A 26488-nucleotide genomic window follows, 5' to 3' on the forward strand; every position below is an offset into this window, starting at 1 on the left:
GGAAGACGAATATAGGCCATCGCCAGGATGGCCTTTGTGCTTCAACTGGTGGACCGGCTATGGCCAAGGCTCAGCAGGGGTCCCTCGGCCAGCTTGAAGACACCGACGACTTGCTCCAGATGGCCCGCCTGATCCTGCATGGATTGCGCGGCGGCGGCAGCCTCTTGTACCAGTGCCGCATTTTGATGGGTGACATTGTTCATTTCGCCAATCGCATCGTTGACCCGCTCGATGCCCGCGGTCTGTTCAACGCTGGCGGCGGCAATGTCACCCATGATGTCGGTGACGTGGCGAATGCTGTCGACGATTTCAGTCATGGTGGTGCCGGCCTGATGGACCAGAGTGCTGCCCGCATCGACTTTGCCGACCGAGTCGCCGATCAGCGTCTTGATCTCATGGGCCGCGGCAGCTGAGCGCTGTGCCAGGCCGCGTACTTCTGCGGCGACGACCGCAAAACCGCGCCCCTGTTCACCGGCGCGCGCCGCTTCCACGGCCGCATTCAAGGCCAGGATGTTGGTCTGGAATGCGATGCCGTCGATGACGCCAATAATGTCGCCAATTTTTTTCGACGATGCATTGATGGACTCCATGGTATGGACCACTTGCGCCACCACGGCCCCGCCTTTGACCGCGACCTCGGATGCGGAAATGGCAAGCTGATTGGCACGCCGCGCATTGTCGGTATTCTGGTTGACCGTGGACGTGAGGTCTTGCATGGACGACGCGGTCTTCTCCAACGAACCGGCCTGCGACTCGGTCCGTCTGGACAGATCGAGATTGCCGCGGGCAATCTCACTGGAGGCGCCGAAGATGGTGTCGGTGCCCTCGCGCACCTGGCCGACGACTCGCACCAGGCTTTCATTCATGTCTTGCAAGGCCTGCTGCAGCTCGCCCATTTCGTTGTTGGAGTTAACCGAGATTTTCTGCGTCAGATCGCCAGCCGCAATGTTGCGTGCCACCTTCACCCCGAACTCCAGCGGCTGGGTGACGACTTTGCGAATGAACGGGTAGATCAGCATCAGCACCGGAATGCAGGTGATGAAGGCGGCAAGAATCGACTTCAGACGCTGATCAGCCAAGCCCGCGTTGACCTGATCGAGCGAGACTTTCATGCTGACCGCACCCAGCACGGTGTTCTCAGGCACCAGGTGACAGAGCGTGCAATCCTTGCCCAGGGAGTTCTTCATCGCCATGGTGGGACGCACCGCCCGCAGATATTCACCCTTGCCGTCGGATTCGACCTGGATGACTTCCTTGCCCGTCTGCAGCACCTGTTTTTCAAGCGCATCCGGATTGCTGTCATCCTTGGCGGTGCCGGGCCCAAAGAGCTTGCTGACGCTCTCGCCGCGCAGCACGCGCACGTCACGAATGGAGCCAAGCTGTTTGACCTGATCGAGAAACACATTGCGCTGTGCCACGGTGCCGGTCACCATCATGCCCGTGAGTCCCGCCATGGTGGCGTTGTGCATGCTGAGGGAAAATTCGCGCGCCTGATCCAGGGCCGCCTCGCGATAAACATAGCCTTGCCAGACGATCACCCCAGACCACACAACAATCAGGGCGGCTCCGATGGTGGCCAAGAGCTGTACCCAAATTTTATATTTAGCCACGCGCAAAATATGAGTCTTCATGGGATCGAATGAAAAAGCCGATGATTTTATCGTGGGGTGACCTGGCCAGCCCCCCCCTCTTTCGGTTCTCTGGTGACCCCGCTCGTCCCCAGTGAGGGCGATGGCGAAATGACTGAATTGCTGCAACCAGCCGCAGCCCACCAATCAGCCCGCCTAGTTCTTTGGAACTAGGAAAGCGGCATCGCGCATAGTTCTTTTTTCAAGAAAGACCTGTTCCACAGAGGGATAGCGTCGCAGGGTCGACAAACCTAAAGTCATGTCAATCCAAAAGGAGTTTTTGACATGACCAAGAAAGGGCAAGCCCTCTCGGTGCTGATGGTCAGCACATTCGCATTCACCGTGTGCTTCATGGTCTGGATGATGTTTGCCGTGATCGGCATCCCGATCAAGAAAACACTGGATCTCAATTCAACCCAATTTGGCATTCTGATGGCGATGCCCGTGTTGACCGGCTCGCTGATCCGGGTGCCACTGGGCATCTGGACGGATAAATTTGGCGGCCGCATTGTGATGACCGTCCTGATGGCGTCCACGGTGCCCGCCATCTGGCTCATGACCTACGCCACCGCCTATTGGCACTACCTGAGCATTGGCCTCTTTGTCGGTATGGCGGGCGGCGCGTTTTCAGTCGGTACGCCGTACGTGGCACGCTGGTTTCCGAGAAAACAGCAGGGCTTTGCAATGGGTATTTTTGGCATGGGCAACGCCGGAGCCGCCTTGAACAAGTTTGTGGCGCCGGCGCTGGTGGTGGGTTTTGGCTGGACCATGGTGCCCAAGGTTTACGCCGGCATCATGCTCGGCACCGTCATTCTGTTCTGGTTGTTCAGCCACAGCGATCCAACGCACCAGGTGCCCAGCCACGTCAAATTTATCGATCAACTCAAGTCACTGAAAGACCCCAAAGTTTTCAAGTACTGCCAGTACTACAGCATCGTGTTTGGCGGCTATGTGGCCATGTCGCTGTGGATGGTGCAGTACTACGTGGGGGAGTTCGGGCTGGATATTCGCACCGCCGCTCTGCTGGCCGCGTGCTTTTCGCTCCCAGGCGGCATCCTGCGTGCGGCGGGTGGCTGGCTGTCGGACAAATACGGTGCGCACTCCATGACCTGGTGGGTGCTGTGGGTCAGTTGGATCTGTCTCTTCTTGTTGAGCTATCCGCAGACCGATCTCACCATCGCCACCCTCAACGGCCCCATGACTTTCCACCTCGGCCTGAACGTTTATCTCTTCACCACTTTGATGTTCACCCTGGGCATTGCCTGGGGTTTTGGCAAGGCCAGCGTGTTCAAGTACATCAGCGATGACTACCCGCACAACATCGGCACCATCAGCGGCATTGTGGGTCTGGCCGGCGGCATGGGCGGCTTCTTGTTGCCCATCATGTTCGGTGCCCTGATGGACCTGACCGGCATCCGCTCCAGCGCCTTCATGCTGATGTACGGCGTGGTCTGGGTGTCGCTGATCTGGATGTACCTGACCGAGATACGCCGCAGCGAATTTCTGGGCAAGAGCGTCCCGGCGCCCGTGGCGCAGAACTGAAGCCAATTTTTTTGAAAGACCACAATGACCAAGCAAGCAAGAACCGGTGTTGACATTGCCGACTGGCGCCCCGAAGACGAGCAGTTCTGGGAAAGCACCGGCAAAAGAATCGCCTACCGCAACCTGTGGATATCCATCCCCTGCCTGCTGTGCGGCTTTGCCGTCTGGGGCATGTGGGGCATCATCACGGTGCAGATGCTCAACCTGGGCTTCCCGTTCACCCAGGACGAGCTGTTCACGCTGACCGCGATCTCCGGGCTCGCCGGGGCGACTATGCGCATCCCCTCGTCTTTCTACATCCGCCTGGCCGGCGGGCGCAACACCATTTTCCTGACCACTGCCATGCTGCTGGCACCGGCCCTGGGCACTGGCATCGCCTTGCAGCACAAGGATTGGCCACTCTGGGTATTCCAGATGTTGGCGCTGTGGTCGGGCGTGGGCGGCGGCAACTTCGCCAGCTCGATGTCGAACATCACGACCTTCTTTCCCAAGCGCTTGCAGGGCACCGCGCTCGGGCTCAATGCCGGCTTGGGCAATTTCGGCGTCACCAGCATGCAGATCATCATCCCGCTGGTGATGACAGTCGGCATGTTTGGAGCCATGGGTGGAGACCCGATGCCGCTGATCAAGGACAGTGGCTGGATCTTCGGGAAGATTGCCGCCGGAACCCCGACCTGGATTCAAAACGCGGGGTTTGCCTGGATCTTGTCGCTCGTCCCCTTGTCCGCCCTGTGCTGGTTCGGCATGAACAACCTGCTTCCCATTTCACCGGACATCGGCGGTACCTTGATGGCGTTCATCAAGGTCACCTGGATCTACACCTTGACTTTCATCCCGGCCGGGCTCGGTTTGTACCTCTACATGCCCGCACCCACCGGCCTGGGGCTGCTGAATATGTGGCTTGCCATGCCCTTGATCATCGTCGGCACCCTGTTTCTGATGAAGCTGGCGGCGTTCGGAACGATGAAAGACAACATTGCCAAGCAGTTCGCCATCTTCAGGAACAAGCACACCTGGTCCCTGACGGTGCTTTACATCGTGACCTTCGGCTCGTTCATCGGCTTCTCGATGGCGCTGCCGCTGTCGATGAAGGTGATTTTTGGCGTCAGCCATGTGCCGGACGCTGCCGGCGTCATGCAGCACACGCTGAACAACCCGAACGCGCCGGCGGTGCTGGCCTATGCGTGGATCGGTCCCTTCGTCGGCGCGCTGGTGCGCCCGATCGGCGGCTGGGTATCCGACAAGGTCGGCGGCTCGATCATTACCCAGGTGATCTCGGCGGTAATGGTGCTGGCCTCGGGCGCCGTTGGCTACGTCATGATGCAGGCCTATGCATCGGCCACGCCCGAGCAGTACTTTTCCACCTTCATGTGGCTGTTCGTGGTGCTGTTCACGGCCAGCGGGATCGGCAACGGCTCCACCTTCCGCACCATTGGCGTGATCTTTGATCGCCAACAGGCCGGCCCGGTGCTGGGCTGGACTTCCGCCGTGGCCGCTTACGGCGCGTTCATCGCCCCGGTGGTTATTGGTGCCCAGATCAAGGCTGGTACGCCCCAGATGGCGATGTACGGGTTTGCGGTGTTCTACGCCCTGTGCCTGGTGCTGAATTGGTGGTTCTACCTGCGTGCCGGCTCGGAAATCAAGAACCCATAAGCCATTTGCTCCAACGCCCATGTGCTTAATATGCTATTTATTTAATAGCAAATTAAGCAGATAACACGGGGGCTTGAGCCTGTTTTTATATAAACTCTACCGAGGTACTCCATGAGCCACTTTCTGGATCGACTGACTTACTTTTCACAACCCAAAGAGCCTTTCTCGGGCGAGCACGGCGTCACCACAGGTGAAGACCGCACCTGGGAAGACGCCTACCGCGACCGCTGGGCGCACGACAAGATCGTGCGCTCCACCCACGGGGTGAACTGCACTGGCTCCTGCTCGTGGAAGATCTATGTCAAGGGCGGCATCGTGACCTGGGAAACCCAGCAGACCGATTACCCCCGCACCCGCTGGGACATGCCCAACCACGAACCGCGGGGGTGCGCACGCGGCGCCAGTTACAGCTGGTATTTGTACAGCGCCAACCGGGTCAAATACCCGATGGTGCGTGGCCGCCTGCTTAAATTGTGGCGCGAAGCCCGTCAGTCCCATGATCCGGTCGATGCCTGGGCCTCGATTGCCCAGTCTGAGCCTAAGCGCCGCGAATACCAGAGCGTGCGCGGCCTGGGCGGCTTTGTGCGTTCCAGCTGGGAGGAAGTCAATGAGATGGTGGCGGCAGCCAACGTTTACACCATCAAGCAACACGGCCCGGATCGCATCATCGGCTTTTCGCCCATTCCCGCCATGTCCATGGTGTCGTACGCTGCCGGCAGCCGCTACCTGAGCCTGATCGGTGGCGTGCCGATCAGCTTTTACGACTGGTACTGCGACCTGCCACCGGCCAGCCCGCAAGTCTGGGGTGAGCAAACCGACGTGCCGGAGTCGGCCGACTGGTACAACTCCACGTTCATCATTGCCTGGGGCTCCAACGTGCCGCAGACACGCACGCCGGACGCCCATTTCTTCACCGAGGTGCGCTACAAAGGGGCCAAGACGGTGGCGGTGACGCCCGATTATTCAGAAGTGGCCAAGCTGTCCGACATCTGGATGAAGCCCAAGCAAGGGACCGATGCGGCGGTGGCGATGGCCATGGGCCACGTCATCCTGAAGGAGTTTTACTTCCCCGATGGCGGCAAACCGCGCAGCGCGTACTTTGACAACTACGTGCGCCGTTACACCGACATGCCCATGCTGGTGATGCTGAAAGAACATCAGTTGCCCAATGGCGACACGGTGATGGTGCCGGATCGTTATGTGCGCGCCTCTGACTTCAATGGCAAGCTCGGCGCCGCCAACAACCCCGAATGGAAAACGGTGGCCTTCGACGACAACGGCAAAGTGGTTTTGCCCAACGGGGCTATCGGTTTCCGCTGGGGCGCAGACGGCCGCGCCGATGAAGGCCAATGGAATCTTGAAGCCAAGGAAGCCCGCCACGGCACTGAGGTCAAGCTCAAGCTCTCGGTGCTCGAAGGTGAGAACCCAAGCAGCGAGACGGCCAAGGTCGGTTTCCCCTACTTCGGCGGCATCGTCAGTGAGCACTTTCCGAACAACGCCACCGGAGCGGGTGCCAACAATGTGCTGGTGCGCACGGTGCCGGTGCAACGCATTTCGCTCGGAAAAGAAGGCGACCAGCGCGACGCCCTGGTCGCTACCGTGTTCGACCTGCAAGTGGCCAACTATGGTGTGGCACGGGGCCTGCCGGGCGAGCTGGCGGCGAAGGATTTCAACGACGACACGCCTTACACACCAGCCTGGCAGGAGCGCATCACCGGCACGCCGCGCGAGCAGCTCATCACGGTGGCGCGCCAGTTTGCCGAAAACGCCGACAAGACGCAGGGCAAGTCGATGGTGATCATTGGCGCGGCCATGACCCACTGGTACCACTGCGACATGAACTACCGCGGTGTCATCAACATGTTGATGATGTGCGGCTGCATTGGCCAAAGCGGCGGCGGCTGGGCGCACTACGTGGGCCAGGAAAAACTCAGGCCCCAGACCGGCTGGACCGCACTCGCCTTTGCGCTGGACTGGGTGCGCCCGCCGCGGCAAATGAATGGCACCAGCTTCTTTTACACCCACACCGATCAGTGGCGCTATGAAAAACTGGGTGTGGATGAAATCCTGTCGCCGCTGGCTGACAAGTCCAAATTTGGCGGCAGCATGATTGACTACAACGTGCGCGCCGAGCGCATGGGCTGGTTGCCGTCGGCACCCCAACTCAAGACCAATCCGTTCCAGGTGGTACGCGACGCCTTTGCTGCGGGCATGGACGCCAAAGACTACACCGTCAAGAGCCTGAAAGACGGCTCGCTGCAGATGAGCTGCGAGGACCCGGACCATCCTGACAACTGGCCGCGCAACATGTTCATCTGGCGCTCCAACATCTTGGGCTCCAGCGGCAAGGGACACGAGTACTTTTTGAAGCATCTGCTGGGCACCACGCATGGCGTGCAAGGCAAGGACCTGGGCGCTGACGAAGCCCGGCCGACCGAAGTGGTCTGGCATGACAATGCCCCTGAAGGCAAGCTGGACCTGGTTGTGACGCTGGACTTCCGCATGAGCACCACCTGCCTGTACTCCGACATCGTGCTGCCGACCGCCACCTGGTACGAGAAGAACGACCTCAACACCAGTGACATGCACCCCTTCATTCACCCGCTGTCCACCGCCGTGGACCCGGCCTGGCAGTCCCGCAGCGACTGGGAAATCTACAAAGGCTTTGCCAAGAAATTCAGCGAAGTGTGTGTCGGCCATCTGGGCGTTGAGCGTGAAATGGTGCTGACGCCCTTGATGCACGATTCCCCCGCCGAGCTTGCGCAGCCGTTTGGCGTGCAAGACTGGAAACGTGGCGAGATTGACCTGATCCCCGGCAAGACCGCACCCAATATGACGGTGGTGGAGCGGGATTATCCGAATGTGTACAAGCGCTTCACGGCCCTGGGCCCGCTGATGAACAAGGTCGGCAACGCTGGCAAGGGCATCGCTTGGAACACACAGACCGAGGTCAGACAACTCGGTGAGCTCAACGGACTGGAAACGGCTGAGGGGGTGACCTGCGGCATGCCCAAAATTGAAACCGACATCGACGCCTGTGAGGTGATCCTGCAGCTCGCACCGGAAACCAACGGGCACGTGGCCGTCAAAGCCTGGGAGGCTTTGAGCAAACAGACCGGGCGGGACCACACCCACCTGGCGATACACCGTGAAGACGAAAAGATACGCTTTCGCGATATTCAGGCGCAGCCGCGCAAGATCATCAGCTCGCCGACCTGGAGCGGCATTGAGTCCGAAACCGTTTCCTACACCGCCAACTACACCAATGTGCATGAGTACATTCCATGGCGCACCCTCACCGGTCGCCAGCAGTTCTACATGGATCATCCGTGGATGGCCGCGTTTGGCGAAGGCTTCACCAGCTACCGCCCACCGGTTGACCTCAAGACCACCGCCGGAATCCAGGGCATCAAGCCCAACGGCAACACGGAGATTGCGCTGAACTTCATCACGCCGCACCAGAAGTGGGGTATTCACTCCACCTACAGCGACAACCTGATGATGCTCACGCTCAGCCGTGGGGGTGCCATCGTCTGGATTAGCGAAGACGACGCCAAGAGCGCGGGCATTGAGGACAACGACTGGATCGAGCTGTTCAACGTCAACGGTGCATTAACGGCGCGCGCGGTGGTCAGCCAACGGGTCAAGCCCGGCATGGTGATGATGTACCACGCACAGGAAAAGATCATCAACATCCCGGGCTCCGAGATCACCGGTGGCCGGGGCGGCATTCACAACTCGGTGACCCGCATTGTGCTCAAGCCGACTCACATGATTGGTGGCTACGCGCAATTCAGTTACGGCTTCAACTACTACGGAACCATTGGCACCAACCGCGATGAGTTTGTCGTGGTGCGCAAGATGAACAAGGTGGATTGGCTGGATGACGACTCTGGTGCAACCGACAACTCGACCGCAGCCCACGCCTAAGGAGAACGAATATGAAAATACGCGCACAAATTGGCATGGTGCTGAACCTGGACAAGTGCATCGGTTGCCACACCTGTTCCGTCACCTGCAAAAACGTCTGGACCAGCCGCCCTGGCATGGAATACGCCTGGTTCAACAACGTCGAGACCAAACCCGGCATTGGCTACCCCAAGGAGTGGGAAAACCAGGACAAATGGAATGGGGGCTGGCATCGATTAGCCAGTGGCAAGATCGAGCCGCGCCAGGGAGCCAAGTGGAAATTGCTGATGCGCATCTTCGCCAACCCGAACCTGCCCGAAATCGATGACTATTACGAGCCTTTCACCTTTGACTACGAACACTTGCAGTCGGCACCTGAATCCAAGGCGGTACCGACAGCGCGCCCGCGCAGCCTGATCACCGGCCAGCGGATGGAGAAAATCGAATGGGGCCCGAACTGGGAAGAAATTCTGGGCGGCGAATTCTCCAAACGCAGCAAGGACAAGAACTTCGACGATATCCAGAAGGACATCTACGGGCAGTTTGAAAACACCTTCATGATGTACCTGCCAAGGCTGTGTGAGCACTGCCTGAATCCGGCCTGCGTGGCGAGCTGCCCCTCAGGCTCGATCTACAAGCGCGAGGAAGACGGCATTGTGCTGATTGACCAGGACAAATGCCGTGGCTGGCGCATGTGCGTCTCGGGCTGCCCCTACAAGAAGATTTACTACAACTGGAAGAGTGGCAAGGCAGAGAAGTGCATCTTCTGCTACCCGCGTATTGAAGCCGGTCAGCCGACCGTGTGTTCGGAAACCTGCGTCGGCCGTATTCGTTACCTTGGCGTGCTGCTGTACGATGCCGACCGGATTCAGGAAGCCGCCAGCGTCGAACATGATCGCGATCTGTACCAGGCCCAGTTGGACATCTTCCTTGATCCCAACGACCCCAAGGTGATCGAACAGGCTAGAGCCGACGGCATTCCCGACAATTGGATGATTGCGGCACGCAAGAGCCCGGTGTACAAGATGGCCGTTGACTGGAAAGTCGCCCTGCCGCTGCATCCCGAGTACCGCACGCTGCCGATGGTCTGGTATGTGCCACCGCTGTCACCCATCAGTGCCGCCGCCAATGCCGGTCACATCGGCACCAACGGTGAAATTCCGGACGTGAAACAACTGCGCATCCCGGTCAAGTATTTGGCCAATCTGCTGACCGCTGGCGACACCCAACCGGTCGAGCGCGCACTGGAGCGCATGCTCGCCATGCGGGCGTACCAGCGTGAAAAACATGTCGATGGCCGCATCAATACGGCGGCTCTGGATCAGGTCCACATGACCCAGGCCGAGGTCGAAGAGATGTACCACGTGATGGCGATTGCCAATTACGAGGATCGTTTTGTGATCCCGAGCACGCACCGCGAGTATGCAGAGAACACCTTCGATGTGCGCGGCGGCTGCGGCTTCTCGTTTGGCAATGGCTGCTCGGATGGCGCCAGCGAAGTGAGTCTGTTTGGCGGCCCCAAGCGCCGCACCATTCCAATCAAGGCGGGAGTCTGACCATGGCACTCAAAAGCGCTTCTATCACCCTGCGCGTGCTGGCACGCCTGCTGTCCTACCCCAACGCCGCACTCAAAAGCGACCTGGCTGACATGCAGAGCGCTGTTCACGCCGAGCAGGCCCTGGGCAAGGATCGACTGGCTGAGATCGACGCACTCACCAAGCACCTGGCGCACAGTGACACGCTGGAACTTGAGGGCGAGTTCGTCGAACTGTTTGACCGGGGTCACGCCACCTCACTGCACCTGTTCGAGCATGTGCATGGCGACTCGCGCGAGCGCGGCCCGGCCATGATTGACCTGGTGCAGACCTACGAAAAAGCGGGTTTGTTTCTGGGGCCAGATGAAATGCCGGACTACTTGCCGGTGGTGCTTGAATTTGTGTCCACCCAACCGCCCAAAGAAGCCCGCGCTTTTCTGGGTGAGATGGCGCACATTTTCAACGCCATCTTCAATGCCTTGCAGGAGCGCCAAAGCGCTTATGCCAGTGTTTTGGGTGCCTTGCTGGAACTCAGCGGCGAGAAAGCATCACCGGTCAAGGTCATCCCTGACGAGGCACTCGATGCGGCTTGGGAAGAGCCGGTGGTGTTTGATGGCTGCTCCTCCAAAGGGCAAGCCAAACCCGGCCAGGCCCAAGCCATTCACTTTGTCAAACCCGATGCGGCGAAAACCTCCGCGCGAGCTACCGCAACTGCTGGAGCCACACGATGAACACCCTTAACCACTTCTTGTTCGGCATCTACCCCTACATCTGCCTGGTCGTTTTTTTGCTGGGCAGCCTGATCCGCTTTGACCGGGATCAGTACACCTGGAAGAGCGATTCATCGCAGATGCTCAAAGCCGGACAGCTGCGATGGGGAAGCAACCTGTTTCATATCGGTGTGTTGTTTCTGTTTTTCGGCCATTTCGCCGGCCTGCTCACGCCGCACTTTGTCTATGAGCGTTTCGTCAGTGCGGGTGACAAACAATTGATGGCCATGATCAGTGGCGGTATCGCAGGGCTGATAGGGTTTGCCGGTGTCAGCATCCTGCTGCACCGCCGCCTGGCCGAGCCCCGCATTCGCATCAACTCCAAAACCAGTGACATCGTGCTGCTCATCCTGCTCTGGCTCCAGTTCGCGCTCGGCCTGGCGACCGTGCCCTTGTCGGCTCAGCATCTGGACGGCAGTCTGATGATGAGGCTGGCAGCCTGGGCACAGTACATCGTGACGTTCCAGCCGGGCGCAGTTGACTTGCTGGCCGAGGCGGGCTGGATTTTCAAGATGCACATGTTTCTGGGCATGAGCATTTTCCTGATCTTTCCGTTTACCCGGCTGGTCCACGTCTGGAGCGGTTTTGGTACGGTCACGTATTTGATGCGTCCCTACCAGGTGGTACGCGCCCGTCGCTTGAACGTGCCGGCCGGTCAGAACCAACCCCGCCAACCCGGCGCGGGCGTGTAAGGAATCACCCATGCAAGTCAACATGCCATCTCAACCAGAAATTGCGCGCATCAACGGTTTGGCACTGCACGCGGCAGACGAAGTACTGTCCGCCGACGAGCTGCGCCAACGTGCCTGTTCCGAACTGTTGCGCCAAGCCGCTATTGCCAAATGCTTGCTCCCCGCCAGCGACACCTTGTCCACCGACGGCGTATTGAGCGAAGACGCCAGCAGCGCGATTGAAGCCTTGCTGGAGCAAAGCTTGGCCATTCCGGAGCCCTCAGAGGAGGCGTGCAGGCGCCACCACGCCGCGCACATTGCCCTCTACAGCACCGGCGAGCGGATCGAAGTACGGCACATTCTGTTCGCCGTGACACAAGGCGTTGATGTGGTGGCTTTGCGCAATCGCGCCGAGACCACCCTGCTCGACGTGCGCTGCCATGACGGAACCGGTGCTGAGGACAGATTTGCCAAAGCAGCCAGCACCCTGTCCAACTGCCCGAGCGGGGCACAGGGTGGCCACCTGGGCTGGCTGGTCGCCGCGGACTGTGCCCCCGAGTTCGCCAAGGAGCTCTTTGGCCACACTGAGGTCGGTGTACTGCCGCGTCTGGTGCACAGCCGCTTTGGTTTACATGTGGTTGAAGTGCTGGCGCGCGAGCCCGGGGCTGAACAGCCGTTTGAGGCCGTCAGAGGAGCTGTCGCGATGTCACTGCGGCAAAAAACTTACGTGACCGCCTTGCGTCAATATTTGCAGCTGTTGGCCGGCCAGGCGGACATCGCTGGGGTCGACCTGGAGGCGTCGGAGACAGCCCTGGTTCAGTGACCGCGCCATCAATGGAAGCGACGCTCTAACCGAGGGCGTCGTTCACTTGGTCGTTGAACTCGGCCAGACTGACAGCATTGCCAATCTCGCGAGGCATGGCGTCGCGAATCGAAAATACGCCCAGGATCTTGCCCGCCGTATTAATGATCGGCAAATGCCGAAAACCACGCTCAATCATGATCACCACGGCATCCGCAACTCTCATATCGGGACCAACGCTTTGAGGATTGCGTGTCATCACATCCGACGCTAGCGTGGTTTGCGGGTTGAGCGCCTTGGCCAGCACGCGGGTCATCAAGTCACGTTCGGTCAGGATGCCCTGCAACACCCCTGCAGCATCAATGACCAGAATACTGCCGCAGTTGGCCTTGGTCATGATGCACGCCGCATCCCAAACGCTGGCCTGCGGTAAAAGGCTCACCACATGACGCTGTGGTATCGATTGAAACACGGTGCGTTCAGGCATGATTTGCGTCCTATTCAAAAAATGAATGAAAAAGTGCAGGCCAAGATCAGCGCAGGGCTGCGTTGATCTTGTCGAGCGCCTGAGACCCTGGGCAAAGCTGCTTGACACCAAACTTGTTCAGGGGGGTGTCGCTGGTGTTGAGTGACACATGCAGATCAACGGCAAGCGGATCGAGGTAGAGCAGACCAGTGACCACTTCACCACGTTCCTGGTGCGCGTTGATATAGCTGAGCGCTGCGTAGCGGTCAGTCGGATCGTAATCGGTGTGCAGCTTGCGCAAACGCAGAGTGGAGCCGTCGTGTTGTTCGACATCCACCACTTCGCCCGGCGCGTACTCGGTCGTAATCGGGCTGTGCTGCGGGATGAAATCAATGCGGCTGACCGCTTCGTTGTGCGCACGCACATAGTCGTAGCTCTTGGTGCTGCCGCCATGATTGTTGAACGTCACGCAGGGGCTGATGACGTCGATAAACGCCGCTCCACCGTGTTCGATGGCACCCTTGATCAGGGGCACCAGCTGCGCCTTGTCACCCGAGAAGCTGCGCGCCACATAGGTAGCGCCCAGTTGCAGGGCCAGTCCGACCAGATCAACGGGACTGTCGCGGTTGATGGCCCCCTTCTTGCTCTTGGAGCCTCGGTCTGCCGTGGGCGAAAACTGCCCCTTGGTCAAACCATAAACGCCATTGTTTTCAACAATGTAGGCCATGCGCACGCCCCGGCGCATGGCATTGGCGAACTGCCCCAGGCCAATGGAAGCCGAATCACCATCACCTGACACGCCCAGGTACAGCAAATCGCGGTTCGCCAGATTCGCACCGGTCAAGACGGACGGCATGCGTCCATGCACGGTATTGAAGCCATGCGAAGCGCCAAGAAAATAAGTAGGTGTCTTGGAACTGCAACCGATGCCCGACAACTTGGCAACACGGTGCGGCGCAATATCCAATTCAAAACAGGCCTGAATGATGGCCGCTGAAATGGAGTCGTGGCCGCAACCGGCACACAGCGTGGATACTGGGCCTTCGTAGTCACGACGGGTGTAGCCGACCTTGTTCCTGGTCAGCTCTGGATGATGCATCCGGGGTTTGGCAATGTAGGTCATGCGGCCTCCTTTTGCAGGGAAGTGGTGGAAGAAACCAGCGCATTCAAATTCTTGCTGATGGCCTGGGTGATGAAGCGTGCCGTGATGGGGGTGCCGTCGTAGTGCAGCACCTTGACCAGACGCTTCGGATCAACCTCCAGTTCATTGACCAGCAGGGAGCGCATTTGCGCATCACGGTTTTGCTCGACGACAAACACCTTGTCATGCTCCGCGATGAACCGATCAACCGACGCCGGGAACGGGAACGCCAGGAGCCGCATCGCATCCAGATGCACGCCCTGCTCTTCGAGCACATCCAGGGCTTCGCGCATGGCCGGGCTGGTTGAGCCAAAATAGATCACACCGAAGCGCGTGGCTTGCTGGGCCTTGCGCAGCAGCGGTTGCGGCACGAGATCGGCGGCGGTTTTGAACTTCTTGAGCAGACGTTCCATGTTGTAGACGTAATCTGGCCCGCGCTCGGAGTAGCGGGCATAGGCGTCCTTGGAGGTGCCGCGCGTAAAGTAAGCACCCTTGCTCGGATGCGTACCCGGCAGCGTGCGCCAGGGAATGCCATCGCCGTCCACATCTTTGTAACGACCAAAATCCTTGCCGGCTTCGAGTTCCTCGGCCGTCATGACCTTGCCGCGATCGTATTCACGCGCATCGTCCCAGACGAAAGGCTTGCACAAGCGCTGATTCATGCCAATGTCCAGATCGGACATGACAAAGATCGGCGTTTGCAGACGATCAGCCAGATCCAGCGCCGCCGCCGCATGCTCAAAACACTCATGCGGGTCTTGCGGGAAAAGCATCACATGCTTGGTGTCGCCATGTGAAGCGTAGGCGCAAGCCAGCAAATCAGACTGCTGCGTGCGCGTGGGCATGCCGGTGGACGGCCCGCCGCGCTGCACATTGATCAAGGTGACCGGAATTTCGGCAAAGTAGGCCAGCCCAAGGAACTCGGTCATCAGCGATATGCCAGCGCCGGAGGTGGCGGTAAAGGACCGCGCGCCATTCCAGCCAGCGCCAATGGCCATGCCAATAGAGGCCAATTCGTCTTCGGCTTGCACGATGGCGTAATTGAGTTGACCGGTTTCAGGATCGACCCGGAACTTGTCGCAATACTTCTGAAATGCCTCGGGCACCGAGGACGACGGTGTAATCGGGTACCAGGCTGCCACCGTGGCACCACCATAGACGCAGCCCAAAGCAAGCGCGCTGTTGCCATCCGTAAATATCTGGTCGCCCACCTTGTCGGATCGACGCACCCGGATGCCCAATGGGGCTTCAATATGCTGCTTGACGTAGTCACGCCCCAGATGGATCGCGCGCACATTGGACTCAAGCAGTCGCTCCTTGCCCTTGAACTGCTCGGCAAAGAGCTTTTCAAAAACACTGGCATCAACATCGAGCAGCACAGACAGCGCGCCGACGTAAATGATGTTCTTGAACAACTGACGTTGCCGGGGATCGGTATACGCCGCGTTGCTGATTTCGGTCAGTGGCACGCCGATGACTTGCACATCCTTGCGAAACTTGGATTCAGGGATGGGGCGCGTGCTATCGTAAAAAAGATAACCACCGGGCTCGATTTCGGCCACGTCCGCGTCCCAGGTCTGGGGATTCATGGCGACCATCATGTCAACGCCACCGCGGCGTCCGTGGTAACCCTTTTCGCAAACCCGCGCCTCGTACCAGGTCGGCATGCCTTGAATGTTGCTGGGGAAGATGTTGCGCGGACTCACCGGCACCCCCATGCGCATCACAGCCTTGGCAAACAGTTCATTGGCCGAAGCCGAACCGGAGCCGTTGATATTGGCAAATTTAATGACGAAATCGTTAATGGCTTCAATGCGCTTCATGCGGCCTCCGTTTGAACTTTGCGGCTGTCACGACACCCGGGCCCAGCCTGGGTCGTGTTCAGCAAGAATTTCTGCATATCCCAAGCGCCCGTCGGGCAACGCTCGGCACACAAACCGCAGTGCAAGCACACGTCTTCATCCTTGACCATGACACGCCCGGTCTTGAGTTCGCTCGAAACATACAGGTCTTGCGCCGTGTGGTGCGCCGGGGCTTTCAGCCGGGTGCGCAAATCGGCCTCTTCACCATTGCTGGTGAAGGTGATGCAATCCATCGGACAGATATCGACACAGGCGTCGCACTCGATGCAGGTGTCACGGTTGAACACGGTCTGCACGTCACAGTTCAGGCAGCGGCTGGCTTCCTTGAAGGCGGTGGCGGCATCAAAACCCAGTTCCACTTCGACGCGGATGCTCGCCAATGCCACCTCGGCCTTGGCCCAGGGCACTACAAAGCGCTTGTCGACCGATACATCGTTGTGGTAGCTCCACTCGTGAATACCCATCTTCTGGGACATCAGGTTAGTGCGTGGTGCCGGGCGAACCTCCACCGCTTCGCCATTGAGAAACCGGTCAATCGACACCGCGGCCTCATGACCATGCGCCACGGCCGTAATGATGTTTTTGGGTCCATACGCGGCGTCGCCGCCAAAGAACACCCGGGGAACAGACGATTGAAAAGTATCTTTACCCAGCACCGGCAAGCCCCACTTGTCAAACTCAATGCCAGTGTCACGCTCAATCCAGGGAAAAGCGTTTTCCTGACCGACGGCCACCAGCACGGTGTCGCACTCAAAAACCACATCGGGCTCGCCCGTGGGCACCAAGGTACGCCGACCCTTGTCGTCATACACCGCGCTCACCACCTCAAAGGTCATGCCCGTGAGCTTGCCGTCCTTATGGTTGAAACTCTTCGGGACATGAAAGTTAATGATTGGAATGCCTTCGTGTTGCGCGTCTTCCTTCTCCCAGGGCGAGGCCTTCATCTCTTCGAAGCCGCTGCGCACGATCACTTTGACATCGGAGCCACCCAGGCGCCGAGCGGAGCGGCAGCAGTCCATCGCTGTGTTGCCGCCACCCAGCACAATGACACGCGGTCCGACGCTGGTGACGTGGCCAAAGGAGACGGACGCCAGCCAGTCAATGCCAATGTGAATACCGGCCTCGGCTTGTTTATGCCCGGGCAAATCCAGCACACGTCCCCGAGGAGCGCCACAGCCAACAAACACAGCGTCGTAGCCCTGCGTCATCAACTCTTTCATCGAGTCAACGCGTTGATTGTTCTTGAACTTCACCCCCAGATCGAGGATGTATCCTGTCTCTTCATCAATGACCGATTCGGGTAGCCTGAAATGCGGAATCTGGGTGCGCATAAAGCCGCCGGCCTTGGCTTCGCCTTCAAACACGGTCACTTCGTAACCCAAAGGTACCAGGTCACGTGCCACCGTCAATGACGCTGGCCCGGCACCAACACAGGCGATGCGCTTGCCATTGGACGGCGCCACCTGCGGCATACGCGCCAAGACAGAGTCCTTGTTATCGGCGGCCACGCGTTTGAGGCGACAAATCGCCACCGGCTCGGGCTTCTCGCCATTGTTTTCCTCGACGCGTCCGCGACGACAGGCGGGCTCACAGGGACGGTCGCAGGTGCGACCGAGAATGCCTGGAAATACGTTGGACACCCAGTTGATCATGTAGGCGTCGGTGTAACGCCCTTGACCAATCAGACGAATATATTCAGGAACGGGGGTGTGGGCCGGGCAGGCCCATTGACAATCAACGACTTTGTGAAAATAAGCCGGATTGCCCAGGTTGGTAGCTTGCAATTTTGTCTCCTATACCCTTGATACACCGCTGCTGCGAAGGTGCTTGAAAAAGTGTACACGCATAGGACTGTAATTCACTCTCGGGTCAATCCCGTAGCCAGGTGCTACAAAGGCGTTAGTTATTGACCCAACGCAAATATCTGGCGTCGACCCGCACAGACTTCAGGCCGCCCCTGCCGACAGCTTGCCGAACGCAACAACAACCTCCGCCGGGGCCTGCACCAACTCAATCAAAACCCCCTCGCCACTGATCGGAAATTCGTCATTCGATTTGGGGTGCAAAAAACAGATATCAAAACCAGCCGCACCCTTGCGAATGCCACCCGGCGCAAAACGCACGCCATTGGCCGTGAGCCATTGCACGGCCAATGGCAGGTCGTCGATCCAGAGCCCGACGTGGTTGAGCGGCGTGCTGTGCACGGCAGGCTTCTTGTCAGGGTCCACCGGCTGCATCAGGTCGACTTCGACCTTGAACGGACCGCTGCCCATGGCGCATATGTCTTCATCCACGTTTTCACGCTCGCTCCTGAAAGTGCCCGTCAGTTCCAGGCCCAGCATGTCGATCCAGAGCTTTTGCAGCCGGGTTTTGTCGCTGCCTCCAATCGCAATCTGCTGGACGCCCAGCACTTTGAAAGGCCGGTCCGAAGCTGGTCGAAAAGAGCCGCTACTCATGCAAACTCCACAATCGGCTGATCCACGGTCAGGCTCTCTCCCTTCGCCGCCAGCACCTTGGCCACCACACCGTCGGCCACCGCAAAGAGCACGTTTTCCATCTTCATGGCCTCGATCACCGCCACGCGCTCACCAGCCAGCACTTTTTGACCCGCTTGCACCGCCACGTCCACCAGCAAACCTGGCATCGGGGACAGCACATAACGGCTCATGTCGGGCGGCGCCTTGTAGGGCATCAGGGCATAGAGCTCGGCGGCACGCTTGGAGAGTACCAGCGTGTCAATCTGTGTGCCGTTGTGCGAAACCCGGATCGCCAGCGGATTTTTGCCAGCCAAACTGCCGCGCTCGACCTGCGCCGTGAAGGGCTCGCCATTGCAAGTACCCTCCACGCGCACTTGACCTAGGTGGTAATGACTGCATATTTTGTAGCTGCTGGCGCCCACCCTGACAAGACCACAGCCTGTTTTCCCTTCAAATTCCGTGACGACAACCGGTGTCGGTCTGGAGGCCCCTTGCTGACCCAGGGTCACCACCACAAAGTCTTCACCCACCTCCACCTCATGGCCCTCCATCTGACCGCTGATGAATGTGGCGCGGTTGCGGTACATGCGGTTAACAAATGCCGCCAGGGCAATCAGCAGGTCGGCGTCGTCGTGCGGGACATCTTCGGCGCGGAAACCTTTTGAATAATTTTCAGCAATAAAACCGGTGTTGAAGTCCCCGGCAACAACTTTGGGATGCGCCAGCAGTGCGGCCTGAAACGGGATGCTGCTACTGACGCCACGGATCACAAAACCATTGAGCGCTTCGCGCATCTTGGCAATCGCGTCAAGGCGGTCCTTGCCATGCACGATCAGCTTGGCGATCATGGAGTCGTAATACATCGGAATTTCGCCGCCGTCCTGCACGCCGGTGTCCACCCGCACGCCGTACCAATGGTCAGTGTCGGCGGCAAACATGGTCTCCATGGGCGGCTGAAAGCGCACCAGTCGCCCGGTCGATGGCAAAAAGTTGCGAAACGGATCTTCGGCGTTGATGCGGCATTCAATCGCCCAGCCATCTCGCTTCACATCAGCCTGGCCCAAAGGCAGCTTTTCACCCGCGGCAACGCGAATCATCAACTCCACCAGGTCCAGCCCGGTGATGCACTCGGTCACCGGGTGCTCGACCTGCAAGCGGGTATTCATCTCCAGAAAGTAAAAGCTCTGGTCCTTGCCAACCACAAACTCCACCGTGCCGGCGCTTTGGTAGTTCACTGCCTTGGCCAAGGCCACGGCCTGCTCGCCCATCGCCTTGCGGGTGGCTTCGCTGATGAATGATGAAGGAGCTTCTTCCAGCACTTTTTGATGACGGCGCTGGAGGGAACACTCACGCTCATTCAAATACACCACATTGCCAAAGCTGTCGCCGATCAACTGAATTTCAATGTGGCGCGGCTCCTCGACAAACTTCTCGACGAACACGCGGTCGTCGCCAAAGCTGCTGCGGGCTTCGTTACGGCAACTGGTATAGCCCTCAAACGCTTCCTTGTCGTTGTAGGCGACGCGCAGGCCTTTGCCGCCGCCGCCCGCGCTGGCTTTGATCATGACGGGGTAGCCAATGCCTTGGGCAATTTCCACCGCCTTTTCAGCCGTTTCAATCGCGCTGTTGACGCCGGGAATGCAATTGACGCCCGCGGCGCCAGCGAGTTTTTTCGATTCAATCTTGTCGCCCATGGCGGCCATCGAGTAATGCTTGGGGCCGATGAAGACAATGCCTTCTTCCTCCACTTTTTTTGCAAATGCCGCGTTCTCGCTCAAAAAACCATAGCCGGGGTGCAAGGCCTGGGCGCCGGTCTGTTTGCAGGCGGCGATGATCTTGTCGGCTTGTAAATAGCTGTCGCGGCTCGGCGCCGGGCCAATGTTGACAGCCTCGTCGGCCAACAACACATGGCGTGCGTCCTTGTCGGCATCGGAATACACCGCCACCGTTTTGATACCCATTTTTTGGGCGGTCTTGATGACCCGGCAAGCGATCTCGCCGCGGTTGGCGATCAGTATTTTTGTAAACATGGTGCTCTCCTAACGTTATTCGGTCAGCGAATGTTGAAATTCGTTGTGGTATTGGGTCTGTTTTGTTGACAGTGCGCCAAGGTCTTCTTCCAAACCCGCAGCCGGGTAGGTGCGCGCGCCGCCGTTCGTGTCCCCCGGCCTTCGGCCTCCTCCTTGACCTCACTTTGGCGCGCACCCCCACCCTGCTGCTGCGAAGTGCTGAATTTGTCTTTCGCACTCGAATACCAAGCCCCCGGGATTGGGTTGCCTGGGCGTTTTGCGCAGGTAAAGGAGGAGGCCGAAGGCCGGGGGACACGGAGCAAAACGTCCAGGTAACCCGATCCAGCGCGATAGTGATCCATGGTGCATTCCAATCGGACTTACAGCGGAATATTGCCGTGCTTGCGCCACGGGTTTTCAATCTTTTTGTCGCGCAGCATCACCAGCGAGCGGCAGATTCGCTTGCGCGTTTCGTGCGGCAGGATGACATCATCGATGAAGCCGCGCGCGCCCGCCACAAAAGGGTTGGCAAAGCGGGCCTTGTACTCCGCCTCTTTGGCGGCCAGCTTGGCGGGGTCGCCCTTGTCTTCGCGGAAGATGATTTCCACCGCGCCCTTGGCGCCCATCACCGCAATTTCAGCGTTGGGCCAGGCAAAGTTCACATCGCCGCGCAGGTGCTTGGAGCTCATCACGTCGTAAGCGCCACCGTAGGCTTTGCGGGTAATGACGGTAATCTTGGGCACCGTGCACTCGGCAAAGGCGTACAGCAACTTGGCACCGTGCTTGATGATGCCGCCGTACTCCTGCGCCGTGCCGGGCATGAAGCCGGGCACGTCGACAAAGGTGATGACCGGAATGTTGAAGGCATCGCAAAAGCGCACAAAGCGCGCCGCTTTGATCGAGCTCTTGATGTCCAGACAACCGGCCAACACCAGCGGCTGATTGGCCACGATGCCCACGGTCTGACCTTCCATGCGGCCAAAGCCAATCAGGATGTTCTTGGCGTACTCGGGCTGCAGCTCAAAAAAGTCGCCATCGTCCACCGTCTTGACGATCAGCTCCTTCATGTCGTAGGGCTTGTTGGCGTTGTCGGGCACCAGCGAGTCCAGGCTCAGGTCCATGCGGTCGGCCGGGTCGCCACTGCGGCGCACCGGTGCTTTCTCGCGGTTGTTGAGCGGCAGGTAGTTGTAGAGGCGACGCAACATCAACAACGCTTCCACATCGTTCTCAAACGCCAGATCGGCCACGCCGCTCCGGGTGGTGTGGCTGATGGCGCCGCCCAGCTCTTCGGCCGTCACCTCTTCGTGCGTGACGGTCTTCACCACCTCGGGGCCGGTGACGAACATGTAGGAACTGTCCTTGACCATGAAGATGAAGTCGGTCATGGCGGGTGAGTACACCGCCCCCCCGGCACAGGGGCCCATGATCATGCTGATCTGCGGCACCACGCCGCTGGCCATCACGTTGCGCTGGAACACATCAGCGTAACCGCCCAGAGACGCCACGCCCTCCTGAATACGGGCGCCGCCCGAGTCGTTCAGGCCGATCACGGGTGCACCGACCTTCATGGCCTGGTCCATCACCTTGCAAATTTTTTCCGCGTGCGCCTCACTCAAGGCACCACCAAACACCGTGAAGTCCTGGCTGAACACAAACACCAGGCGACCGTTGATCATGCCGTAGCCGGTGACCACGCCATCGCCCGGAATCTTCTGGTCTTGCATGCCGAAATCAACACACCGGTGCTCGACGAACATATCCCACTCTTCAAACGTGCCCTCGTCGAGCAGCAATTCCAGGCGTTCGCGGGCGGTCAGCTTGCCTTTCTTGTGTTGCGCGTCAATGCGCTTTTGGCCACCACCCAGGCGCGCAAGCTCGCGTTTGGCTTCAAGTTGTTCAAGGATGTCGTGCATGGTTTTCTCTTTCTTAAGGTGTGATCGTCTCGGTCGATGTCTACTACTATTTTTATAGCTAACTACGCCCTATTTATCTGGGCAGATAGCAAATTTCGTGCTGCAGTGGAGGCCGCCATGCGGCCCTCCAGCACCGCCTGGGTCAGCTGGGGCAGCAGCGCCTGCACTTGCGGGTGCTGGCGAAACGCCTGCTTCAAACCGGCGTCAATACGCTCCCACATCCAGGCCAGTGATTGCTGCTGGCGGCGTGCAGCGAAGTTGCCACTTTGTGTTTGCAGTGCCTTGAAATGCTGCACCGAAGCCCAGAAGGTTTCCACGCCCTGCCCTTTCAGAGCACTGATTTGAATCACTTTCGGATGCCAGATTGCTTCATTGTGATGCGCATGTTCCGGGTTGCCATGCAAGCCCAGCAGGCGCAGTGACGAGGTGATCTGCGCTTGCGCCCGTGTGGCGGCATGGGGGTCAATATCAGCCTTGTTGATCACCACCAGATCGGCCAGTTCCATCACGCCTTTTTTGATCGCCTGCAGATCGTCCCCCGCGTTGGGCAGTTGCATCAGCACAAACATGTCGGTCATGTTGGCCACGGCAGTCTCGGACTGCCCCACGCCCACGGTTTCGACAATCACCACGTCATAACTCGCGGCCTCACACACCAGCATCGCCTCACGCGTTTTTTCGGCCACGCCGCCAAGCGTGCCGCTGCTGGGGCTGGGGCGGATGTAGGCGTGCTCATGCACCGAGAGCTTTTCCATGCGCGTCTTGTCGCCCAGGATGGAGCCCCCCGAGACGGTGGAAGACGGGTCAATGGTGAGCACCGCCACGCGGTGGCCCTGACCGATCAGGTACAGGCCCAGCACCTCGATGAAGGTGGATTTGCCAACGCCCGGCACGCCGCTGATGCCGAGACGGAAGGATTTGCCGGTGTGAGGCAGCAAGGCGGTCAAAAGCTCGTCAGCCTGCACCCGATGGTCGGCGCGGGTCGATTCCAGCAAAGTGATGGACTTGGCGATGGCGCGGCGCTGTTGGGCACCCGTGGCCTGAACGACAGCGTCGGCGGAAACCGACGTCAGTGCCCAGTTTCGTTGCGGTTGATGTGTCTGCATTGGCATCGTTGTCATGAACTGCGATCCGGCCCAGCATTCCTACTTGGCCTGTGCCTTCTTGATCTGCTCCAGCACATCTTTCGCGCTGGCCGGTATCGGCGTGCCGGGGCCATAAATTCCCTTGACGCCAGCCTCATACAGCATCTCGTAATCCTGGCGCGGAATCACGCCGCCGACGAACACGATGATGTCGTCAGCGCCCTGCTTCTTGAGTTCGGCAATGATGGCGGGCACCAGGGTTTTGTGGCCTGCCGCCAAGGTGCTCACGCCGACGGCATGCACGTCGTTTTCAATCGCCTGGCGGGCGCATTCTTCCGGGGTCTGGAACAGCGGGCCCATGTCCACGTCAAAACCCAAGTCAGCAAACGCCGTGGCCACCACTTTGGCGCCGCGGTCGTGGCCGTCCTGACCGAGTTTGGAAATCATGACACGCGGGCGGCGGCCCTGAGCCTCGGCAAATGCGTTGATTTCAGTCTTGAGGGCTTCCCAGCCTTCGGCGGAGTCATAAGCAGCTGCATACACGCCGGTCACCTTTTGTGTGTCGGCGCGGTGGCGCCCATAAATTTTTTCCATGGCATCACTCACCTCACCCACGGTAGCGCGCAGGCGCATCGCTTTGATCACCAGATCCAGCAAATTGCCTTCACCCGTTTCCGCTGCAAAAGTAATAGCTGTCAACGCAGCATTCACGAGGGCTGGGTCCCGTTTTTGCTTGATACTTTTGAGACGCTCGATCTGCCCGTCGCGCACCGCCACGTTGTCAATATCGCGCGATTCAATCACATCCTCTAGCTTGAGCTTGTACTTGTTGACACCGACGATCACGTCTTTACCGCTGTCAATGCGGGCCTGCTTTTCGGCCGCAGCGGCTTCAATTTTCAGCTTCGCCCAGCCGCTGTCAACGGCCTGGGTCATGCCACCCATGGCCTCGACTTCTTCAATGATGGCCCAGGCCGCGTCTGCCATGTCTTGCGTCAGCTTTTCCATCATGTAGCTGCCGGCCCAGGGGTCGATCACGTTCGGAATATGGGTTTCTTCCTGGATGATGAGCTGGGTGTTGCGGGCAATACGCGAGCTGAATTCGGTGGGCAGCGCAATGGCTTCGTCAAAGCTGTTGGTGTGCAGACTTTGCGTGCCGCCAAACACGGCCGCCATCGCTTCGATGGTGGTGCGCACCACGTTGTTGTAGGGGTCCTGCTCGGTCAGGCTCCAGCCACTGGTCTGGCAGTGGGTGCGCAGCATCAGCGACTTGGGCGACTTGGCGTTGAAGCCTTTCATGATGCGGCACCACAGCAGACGCGCGGCCCGCATCTTGGCCACTTCCAGATAGAAGTTCATGCCGATGGCCCAGAAGAAAGAGAGCCGCCCGGCGAACTCGTCCACATCCATGCCCTTGGCAATGGCGGTCTTTACATACTCCTTGCCGTCGGCCAGCGTGAAGGCCAGCTCCAGCGCCTGATTGGCCCCGGCTTCCTGCATGTGGTAGCCGCTAATGGAGATCGAGTTGAACTTCGGCATGTTCTTGGCCGTGTACTCGATGATGTCGCCAATGATGCGCATGGAAGGTGCAGGCGGGTAGATGTAGGTGTTGCGCACCATGAACTCTTTCAGAATGTCGTTCTGAATGGTGCCGCTCAACTTATCCTGGCTCACGCCCTGCTCTTCTGCCGCCACCACGTAACCTGCCAGCACCGGCAGCACGGCACCGTTCATGGTCATGGACACGCTCACCTTGTCCAGCGGAATCTGGTCGAACAGCACTTTCATGTCTTCGACCGAATCAATCGCCACGCCCGCCTTGCCCACGTCCCCTGTCACGCGGGGATGGTCGCTGTCGTAGCCCCGGTGGGTCGCCAGGTCGAACGCCACGCTCACGCCCTGCCCGCCCGCAGCCAGCGCCTTGCGGTAAAACGCGTTGGATTCTTCGGCGGTGGAGAAACCGGCGTATTGCCGAATCGTCCAGGGCCGCACCGCATACATGGTGGCCTGCGGGCCGCGCAGGTAAGGCTCAAAGCCCGGCAAGGTGTTGGCGTAAGGCAGGTTTTGGGTATCGGCAGCGGTGTAAAGCGGCTTGACCGTGATGCCGTCCGGTGTGTGCCAGTTGAGTGCCTCCACATGGCCGCCCGGCGCGGATTTGGCGGCCGCTTTGGCCCAGGCCTCAAGGCTGGCAGTCTGAAATTCAGGGTTGTTTTGGGTCATGGCAGAGGCCGTTCGCAATGGGTTGATCAAAATCAATCGGGTACCGGATGATCACGGACCGCTTCGGCCCGTGCTTGTCTCGATACGGAGATGAGAGTTTACGTTATTTATAATTATTGATTCAAAAAATTATTTCAAGCTTACAATTCGCCCCATGTCAGCACTTTCGCTTTCTCCCCGCGCACTCTATGAAGAGGTGGCTGAGCTCCTGCGTCAGCGCATTTTCGCGCGTGAACTGGCGCCCGGGAGCTGGATTGACGAGCTGAAGATTGCCGAAGCCTATGGCATCAGCCGCACGCCGCTGCGTGAAGCGCTCAAAGTGCTGGCGGCCGAAGGCCTGGTCACCATGAAAGTGCGCCGTGGTGCTTATGTGACCGAGGTGTCCGAGCGCGACTTGTCAGATGTGTACCACCTGCTCAGCCTGCTGGAGTCTGATGGTGCTGGCGTGGTGGCAGCAACGGCCACGGCACCCCAGATCGAAGAGCTGCAGGCGCTGCACCTTGAACTGGAAGCAGCTGCCGCCCCGGACCGGCAAGACCGGGAACTCTTTTTTGAGATCAACGAACGCTTTCACATGCGCTTGCTGGAGATTGCCAACAACCGCTGGCGCGACCAGATGGTGGCCGATCTGCGCAAGGTGATGAAGCTCAACCGCCACAACTCGCTGCTGAAATCAGGGCGCATCGAGGAATCATTGAATGAACACCGCGCCCTGATGGCGGCCATTGCGGCCCGGGACGCGGCACTGTCCGTGCGGCGGATGCAGGAACACTTCAAGAACGGGCTGGAAGCCGCCAACTGAACC

18 protein-coding genes are annotated in these 26488 nt (G+C 59.1%); 8 read left to right on the forward strand and 10 right to left on the reverse strand.

The window, feature by feature from the left end:
• Window positions 1–41: 41 nt before the first annotated feature.
• On the reverse strand, window positions 42–1631 hold the full coding sequence (locus RFER_RS14105; RefSeq protein ID WP_011465067.1) for a methyl-accepting chemotaxis protein: 1590 nt from the start codon (window positions 1629–1631) through the stop codon (window positions 42–44).
• Between the two features lie 282 nt (window positions 1632–1913).
• On the opposite strand from RFER_RS14105, the gene RFER_RS14110 reads away from it, so the two are divergent.
• The 7 genes from RFER_RS14110 to RFER_RS14140 all read left to right on the forward strand — a co-directional run bounded on the left by RFER_RS14110 (window position 1914) and on the right by RFER_RS14140 (window position 12531).
• Window positions 1914–3170 carry an MFS transporter gene (locus RFER_RS14110; protein ID WP_011465068.1) on the forward strand — a complete coding sequence of 419 codons (1257 nt, stop codon included), beginning with the start codon at window positions 1914–1916 and terminating at the stop codon, window positions 3168–3170.
• 24 nt (window positions 3171–3194) lie between these two features.
• Entirely contained in the window at window positions 3195–4823 is a 1629-nt protein-coding gene (locus RFER_RS14115) for an MFS transporter (protein ID WP_011465069.1), read from the forward strand.
• 111 nt (window positions 4824–4934) lie between these two features.
• Window positions 4935–8753, forward strand: coding sequence for a nitrate reductase subunit alpha (locus RFER_RS14120; RefSeq protein WP_011465070.1), 3819 nt, complete (start codon window positions 4935–4937; stop codon window positions 8751–8753).
• 11 nt (window positions 8754–8764) lie between these two features.
• Window positions 8765–10288, forward strand: a complete 1524-nt coding sequence (gene narH, locus RFER_RS14125; protein ID WP_011465071.1) for a nitrate reductase subunit beta — start codon at window positions 8765–8767, stop codon at window positions 10286–10288.
• 2 nt (window positions 10289–10290) lie between these two features.
• A complete protein-coding gene (gene narJ, locus RFER_RS14130) occupies window positions 10291–10998 on the forward strand; it encodes a nitrate reductase molybdenum cofactor assembly chaperone (RefSeq protein ID WP_011465072.1) in 708 nt (235 codons plus the stop codon).
• Entirely contained in the window at window positions 10995–11729 is a 735-nt protein-coding gene (narI, locus tag RFER_RS14135) for a respiratory nitrate reductase subunit gamma (RefSeq protein WP_011465073.1), read from the forward strand. The genes narJ and narI overlap by 4 nt, the downstream gene beginning before the upstream one ends.
• Before the next feature lie 22 nt (window positions 11730–11751).
• On the forward strand, window positions 11752–12531 hold the full coding sequence (locus RFER_RS14140; protein WP_341799095.1) for a peptidylprolyl isomerase: 780 nt from the start codon (window positions 11752–11754) through the stop codon (window positions 12529–12531).
• Window positions 12532–12556: 25 nt separating this feature from the next.
• Here RFER_RS14140 and RFER_RS14145 read toward each other — a convergent pair whose 3' ends face one another.
• The 9 genes from RFER_RS14145 to scpA form a co-directional block, all read right to left on the reverse strand.
• Entirely contained in the window at window positions 12557–12997 is a 441-nt protein-coding gene (locus tag RFER_RS14145; RefSeq protein ID WP_011465075.1) for a CBS domain-containing protein, read from the reverse strand.
• A gap of 46 nt (window positions 12998–13043) precedes the next feature.
• Window positions 13044–14099, reverse strand: coding sequence for a 2-oxoacid:ferredoxin oxidoreductase subunit beta (locus tag RFER_RS14150; RefSeq protein ID WP_011465076.1), 1056 nt, complete (start codon window positions 14097–14099; stop codon window positions 13044–13046).
• A complete protein-coding gene (locus tag RFER_RS14155) occupies window positions 14096–15940 on the reverse strand; it encodes a 2-oxoacid:acceptor oxidoreductase subunit alpha (protein ID WP_011465077.1) in 1845 nt (614 codons plus the stop codon). Before RFER_RS14155 ends, RFER_RS14150 begins: the two co-directional genes overlap by 4 nt.
• Window positions 15937–17763, reverse strand: a complete 1827-nt coding sequence (locus RFER_RS14160; RefSeq protein ID WP_011465078.1) for an FAD-dependent oxidoreductase — start codon at window positions 17761–17763, stop codon at window positions 15937–15939. Before RFER_RS14160 ends, RFER_RS14155 begins: the two co-directional genes overlap by 4 nt.
• A 162-nt stretch (window positions 17764–17925) precedes the next feature.
• Window positions 17926–18435 (reverse strand): VOC family protein, encoded by a 510-nt coding sequence (locus tag RFER_RS14165; RefSeq protein ID WP_011465079.1) that lies wholly within the window; start codon window positions 18433–18435, stop codon window positions 17926–17928.
• Window positions 18432–20486, reverse strand: coding sequence for an acetyl-CoA carboxylase biotin carboxylase subunit (locus tag RFER_RS14170; RefSeq protein ID WP_011465080.1), 2055 nt, complete (start codon window positions 20484–20486; stop codon window positions 18432–18434). Before RFER_RS14170 ends, RFER_RS14165 begins: the two co-directional genes overlap by 4 nt.
• Before the next feature lie 359 nt (window positions 20487–20845).
• A complete protein-coding gene (locus RFER_RS14175) occupies window positions 20846–22378 on the reverse strand; it encodes an acyl-CoA carboxylase subunit beta (RefSeq protein ID WP_011465081.1) in 1533 nt (510 codons plus the stop codon).
• Window positions 22379–22440: 62 nt separating this feature from the next.
• Window positions 22441–23490, reverse strand: a complete 1050-nt coding sequence (meaB, locus tag RFER_RS14180) for a methylmalonyl Co-A mutase-associated GTPase MeaB (protein WP_244095879.1) — start codon at window positions 23488–23490, stop codon at window positions 22441–22443.
• A gap of 33 nt (window positions 23491–23523) precedes the next feature.
• On the reverse strand, window positions 23524–25683 hold the full coding sequence (gene scpA, locus RFER_RS14185) for a methylmalonyl-CoA mutase (protein ID WP_011465083.1): 2160 nt from the start codon (window positions 25681–25683) through the stop codon (window positions 23524–23526).
• Between the two features lie 154 nt (window positions 25684–25837).
• On the opposite strand from scpA, the gene RFER_RS14190 reads away from it, so the two are divergent.
• The gene (locus RFER_RS14190) at window positions 25838–26485 is read left to right on the forward strand and encodes a GntR family transcriptional regulator (protein ID WP_011465084.1); all 648 of its coding nucleotides are present in this window, start codon (window positions 25838–25840) and stop codon (window positions 26483–26485) included.
• The last annotated feature ends 3 nt before the right edge of the window (window positions 26486–26488 follow it).

Origin of the sequence: Rhodoferax ferrireducens T118 (genome assembly GCF_000013605.1) — a bacterium.
Taxonomy (GTDB): Bacteria; Pseudomonadota; Gammaproteobacteria; order Burkholderiales; family Burkholderiaceae_C; genus Rhodoferax; species Rhodoferax ferrireducens.